Here is a 5,788-nt window from a genome sequence, read left to right as displayed (position 1 = left end):
CAGTCCCAAGCTGTTTTTAATGAATCAACGATATAGTTAGCTACTTCTTCAATATCTAAATTATCAGTTTCAACTTTCGAATGGTGATTGGAATAGATAGCTTGACGATCGTAAAATAGCTTTTCAATATCTTCTAAGCTTCTTCCTTGTAAAACAGGGCGGCTATCAATAATTAAACTAATGCGTTCTTTCCAAGAATCCCAAGATAAATCTAAAAAGAATACGATGCAGTTAGATAAACAAATCTCTTGAATTTCTTCTTGTAAAAAAGCGCCTCCCCCTAAAGAAATGATTTTTAAACGCTGCTGTGAAAGTCGATTTATTACTTCTTTTTCTTTTTGTCTGAAGAAAGTTTCACCGTGCTCTTTAAAAATCTGAGAAGTAGGCATATTAAATTCTCTTTCGATTTCTTGATCTATATCAACAAAATCTCTATACAATTTTTTGGCAACCATTTCTCCAATAGTTGTTTTTCCTACCCCCATAAAGCCGATAAATACAATACTTTTCTCTCTAAGAGATATGTCGTTATATGCCATTTTTAAGCCTCTTTCTGATTTTTAAATACAAATCGGATGTTATAGTAAATACTGAAATTATAATATAAATCCTTTAGTTTGTAAAAGCTACTATTCTTCTCTGAAATAAACCGGAAATTATTTTTTAGGATGCATGGAAAGATACACCCGAGTATCTTTTTTGCGCTCGTACTTTGGATTAGCGCTTCGCGTATATTCTTTTGACTGATGTTCTATATGGTAGTTCTGTTCAAACTGTTTGATTGCTTCATTAATTTCTTCTTGTTTTCCCATTAATCTTACTTGCAGCATTGTAACGTCTCCTTCCATATACTTTGCTTTTTGACTATATCATGAAATGAAAAAGAAGTAATTTTATTTTTGTTGACGAACCTGTATATACAGGTTAGAATAAAAATATAAAACTTGTATATACAGGTTTGTGGTGAGATTTATATGGGGGATAGGAAATACAGGAGTAAAATGAAAACGGAAACAAGGGGGAAAAGACATGAATCGAGAATCTGTTGAACGCATTGTAGAAGCCGTTGGCGGAAAAGGAAATATTTCTGCTGCAACGCATTGTGTAACGCGTCTTCGACTTGTTTTAAAAGATGAAGGTAAAGTCAATCAACGTATGCTAGATGAGCACGAATTAGTAAAAGGATCTTTTTCTACAAACGGCCAGTTTCAAGTTGTTATTGGTCAAGGCACGGTTGATAAAGTATATAAAGAAATGGTGGCGCTTACAGGGATAGGTGAACTGTCAAAAGAGGAAGTGAAAAACGAAGCGGCTAAAAACTTGAATCCTCTGCAGCGCGCAATAAAAACATTAGCTGACATTTTTATTCCCATTTTACCGGCCATCGTAACCGCGGGTTTATTAATGGGAATAAATAATGTATTAACAGGAGCCGGAATTTTTTACGATGATAAATCAATCGTAGATGTTCATACACAGTGGAAAGACTTTGCGAGCATGATTAATTTAATTGCCAATACGGCTTTTGCCTTTTTGCCGGCTCTTATTGGATGGTCAGCTGTTACGCGTTTTGGAGGAAGCCCTTTATTTGGAATTGTCCTTGGGCTCATGCTGGTCCATCCTGATTTGCTAAATGCCTGGTCTTATGGAGAAGCATTAAAAAAAGGGAGCATCGATACGTGGAATTTATTTGGTCTGCACGTTGAGAAAGTTGGCTATCAAGGGCAGGTTTTACCTGTGTTAGCTGCTTCGTTTGTGTTAGCAAAAATCGAATTGTTTTTACGAAAACGAATACCGGATGGTTTTCAGCTTTTAATTGTAGCGCCTGTAGCTCTTTTAGTAACAGGGTTTCTCGCTTTTATTGTGATTGGTCCGATTACATTTGCAATAGGAAATGTGATTACAGGTGCAGTTGTATGGCTGTTTAAAACGGCTCCATTTATTGGAGGACTTGTATACGGCGGCTTATATGCTCCCCTTGTTATTACGGGCATGCACCATACATTTTTAGCCGTAGATTTACAGCTGATTGGAAGTGTCGGAAGTACGTTCTTATGGCCAATGGTAGCATTATCTAATATTGCACAAGGCTCTGCGGCTTTTGCGATAATGATTCTTTCAAAAAATGATGAGAAATTAAAAGGACTGTCTTTAACGTCAGGGATTTCAGCATGGCTTGGCATTACGGAACCTGCAATGTTTGGTGTGAATTTACGCTTTAGATTTGCTTTTATTTCTGCAGTGATTGGTTCAGCTATTGCAGGGGTCGTCATATCCGTGGCGGGAGTGAAAGCAGCATCGGTGGGAATTGGGGGTATCCCTGCTCCGTTATCAATTGTTCCACAGAGCTGGCCAGCTTTTATTATTGGAATGGTAATCGTAATTGTGGTGCCGTTTCTTTTAACGTTAACGCTTGGAAAGCTTCAGAAAAAATCAACCGTTACATCAACTGTCGCGGCTACAGAATCGTTTCAACATAATCCAAAGAATTAAATGGTGGTGTTAAAAATGCAAGAACCTTGGTGGAAAAAATCGGTTGTCTATCAAATTTATCCTAAAAGCTTTTACGATACGACTGGCAACGGCTTGGGTGATATAGCTGGTATTATTGAAAAGCTAGATTATTTGAAAAAGCTTGGCGTAGACGTTGTGTGGTTAACGCCAATTTATAAATCGCCGCAGCGGGATAATGGATATGATATAAGTGATTATTTTGTTATTCAAGAAGAATACGGAACAATGGAGGACTTCGATCGTTTAATAACAGAAGCGCATAAGCGGGATCTTAAAATCATCATGGATATTGTCGTTAATCATACGTCAACTGAACATAAATGGTTTCAAGAAGCTAAAAAATCGAAAGATAACCCGTACAGAGATTTTTATATTTGGAAAGATCAAAAAGAAGATGGAAGTGCTCCGACGAATTGGGTTTCAAAATTTGGAGGTTCGGCGTGGGAGCATGATAAGCTGACAGAACAATCCTATCTGCATTTGTTTGATGTCACGCAAGCGGATTTGAACTGGGAAAATGAGCGTGTGCGCCGCAGCGTGTACGATATGATGACGTTTTGGTTTGAAAAAGGAGTAGATGGATTTCGTCTGGACGTTATTAACTTAATTTCAAAAGATCAGCGCTTTTTAGATGATGATGGTTCTATCGCGCCAGGAGATGGACGGAAATTTTATACCGACGGTCCTCGCGTTCACGAATATATGCGAGAAATGAATCAAGAAGTTTTTTCAAAATACGATAGCATGACCGTTGGGGAAATGTCGTCGACAACTGTTGACCACTGTATTCAATATTCTCATCCGGACCGGGGCGAGCTTAGCATGACGTTTAATTTTCATCATTTGAAAGTCGATTACCCAAACGGAGAAAAGTGGGCGCTAGCAGATTTTGATTTTATTAAATTAAAAGAGATTCTATCAACTTGGCAAACGGAGATGAATAAAGGAGGGGGATGGAATGCACTATTTTGGTGCAACCATGATCAGCCTCGCGTTGTTTCCCGCTATGGAAACGATGAACTCTATCATAATAAATCTGCCAAAATGCTCGCTGCAACGATTCATCTGATGCAGGGAACACCTTATATTTATCAAGGGGAAGAAATAGGGATGACAAACCCGAAGTTTTCCTCTATTGATGAATATAGAGATGTGGAGTCATTAAATGTGTATGAGATAAAACGTGCACAAGGAATGAACGAAAATGAAATTTTGGAGATTTTAAAACATAAATCAAGAGATAATTCCCGTACACCGGTGCAATGGAGCGATGAGCCAAATGCAGGTTTTACAAAAGGAAAGCCGTGGATTAATCCAGCCGATAACTACCGTGAAATTAATGTGGAAAAAGCGTTAGATGATGAAGATTCAATTTTTTATTTTTATCAAAAGCTTATTGCACTGCGCAAGCAGTACGAGATTATCACCTATGGAAACTATGAATTGATTCTTGGAGAAGACGAGCAGATTTTTGCTTATATYCGAAATGGAGCAGATGAAAAGCTGTTGGTTATAAACAATTTCTACGGCAGCGAAACGACTTTTAAACTGCCAGAAAATCTAACTCTTGAAGAATATCATAGTGAAATATTGCTGTCTAACTACGAAGATTCATCAAAGGAATTCAAGCAAGTCTTCCTTCGGCCGTATGAATCAATCGTGTATCATTTAAAAAAATAGAGAAAAAGTAAAAAGAACGATGGGTGACAATCTATCGTTCTTTTTATACAATTGGGTATATATAGAAAGTAAAATAGGTGATGGCAATTGAAAGAAAATAAATTTATCAGCATTTACGAACAGTTAGTCGATAAAATTAAACGCGGTGACTGGCGTCCTAATACAAAACTTCCTTCTGAAAATGAACTTGTTGAACAGTATCAAACGTCTCGTGAAACGATACGGAAAGCATTAAATTTACTTTCACAAAATGGGTACATTCAAAAAATGAAAGGAAAAGGCTCATTTGTATTGGACGTATCACGCTTTGATTTTCCAGTATCAGGACTTGTTAGCTTCAAAGAAGTAGTGGAAAAGCTGGGACATACATCGACCACTATTGTAAAAGAGTTTGAATTAGTGAAGGCCGATCAAGACCTGTGCACACAGCTTGGGGCGACGAAAAAAGATCTTATATGGAAAGTGGTTCGAGCGCGGGAAATCGATGGGGAGAAAATTATTTTAGATAAAGATTTTTTTCATAAAAAGTATGTTCCTCACCTCACAAAAGACATATGTAAAGGCTCTATTTATGAATACTTAGAAAAAGATCTTGGGCTGAAAATAAGCTTTGCCAAAAAAGAAATTTCCGTTGACGAGCTGACGGACGAAGATAAGTGTTACTTAGATTTAAAAGACTATGAACATATTGTGGTAGTAAGAAACTATGTGTATTTAGAAGATGCAAGTCTTTTTCAATATACGGAATCACGTCATCGTCTGGATAAGTTTCGTTTTGTAGATTTTGCCCGCAGAGGTATATAATGGTTCACTGCCTATAAGTTTTATCTTTTTGTTCATGTTTACAAAAAAACTGCTTTGGTATAAAAAACAAAGCAGTTTTTTTATGGGGAAAATTGAAAAAACGTGATCCTTTTGACGATAAAATTTTAAAAAGGTTGAATTTTTCTTTGGAGTTTGTTTTAGTAGAACATAAGATTATTTTATATTTATATAATGTTATCCATACAGGATAGGGATTTATTGTTCTTTTTTTTATTAGGTATATAAGAAATTATTATTCGAAAACAACAATTCCATTAGTAATTCTAATGAATGTATCTAACTACAGCATTAAAGGGAGCTGCTCAAACAATACTAAGTAAAAAAGGAGGAGACGGAATGAGTCACGATTATCGACTTTATCCTCTTGGTGACAGCGGCATTGTCGTTTCATTTGGAGACGAAATTAATTTCGGCATACATAAACGTATTCAGCAATTTACTGAGGTACTAGAGCAATCATTATGTAAGGGGATGATTGAATATGTGCCGGCTTTTACAACAGTTACAATTTATTATGACCCTTGGGTAATGAGTGAAAAAGGAAGAAGAAATCCTTACACAGCAATATCTACATATATTGAAGAGCTGCTTTTCCGCCAGGAAGAAAAATCTGAAGCGGTCGCTAGACAAATTGAAATTCCGGTGTGTTACGGAGGAAAGTACGGCCCGGACTTAGAGAGGGTAGCCGCTTTTCATTCATTAACGCCTGATGAAGTTATCTCCATTCATACAAATGGAGAATATTTGGTGTATATGCTAGGCTTTGCTC

General features: G+C 36.8%; 6 protein-coding genes. 4 read left to right on the top strand and 2 right to left on the bottom strand.

Going from position 1 to position 5,788, the window contains the following annotated elements:
• Together AC1DRF_RS14995 and AC1DRF_RS14990 are read right to left on the bottom strand one after the other, a co-directional pair.
• Window positions 1–539: shikimate kinase (locus tag AC1DRF_RS14995; RefSeq protein WP_477741044.1), on the bottom strand; the 539-nt coding region annotated here is incomplete at its 3' end.
• Between the two features lie 117 nt (window positions 540–656).
• Window positions 657–830, bottom strand: coding sequence for a YvzF family protein (locus tag AC1DRF_RS14990; protein ID WP_080781634.1), 174 nt, complete (start codon window positions 828–830; stop codon window positions 657–659).
• A gap of 199 nt (window positions 831–1,029) precedes the next feature.
• Between AC1DRF_RS14990 and treP the strand changes: the two genes are divergently transcribed.
• The 4 genes from treP to AC1DRF_RS14970 all read left to right on the top strand — a co-directional run.
• Entirely contained in the window at window positions 1,030–2,493 is a 1,464-nt protein-coding gene (gene treP / locus AC1DRF_RS14985) for a PTS system trehalose-specific EIIBC component (RefSeq protein ID WP_427075626.1), read from the top strand.
• Window positions 2,494–2,508: 15 nt separating this feature from the next.
• Complete coding sequence (gene treC, locus AC1DRF_RS14980) at window positions 2,509–4,194, top strand: alpha,alpha-phosphotrehalase (protein ID WP_427075625.1); 1,686 nt, start codon at window positions 2,509–2,511, stop codon at window positions 4,192–4,194.
• Between the two features lie 87 nt (window positions 4,195–4,281).
• Window positions 4,282–4,998 carry a trehalose operon repressor gene (gene treR, locus AC1DRF_RS14975; protein ID WP_097824204.1) on the top strand — a complete coding sequence of 239 codons (717 nt, stop codon included), beginning with the start codon at window positions 4,282–4,284 and terminating at the stop codon, window positions 4,996–4,998.
• A gap of 357 nt (window positions 4,999–5,355) precedes the next feature.
• Window positions 5,356–5,788 (top strand): 5-oxoprolinase subunit B family protein (locus AC1DRF_RS14970; RefSeq protein WP_477741043.1); only part of this gene is annotated, 433 nt, incomplete at its 3' end.

This window comes from Priestia sp. P5_B4, assembly GCF_056400385.1.
Note: the sequence above shows the minus strand (reverse complement) of the source record. Positions and strands in the feature narration are given on the sequence as shown.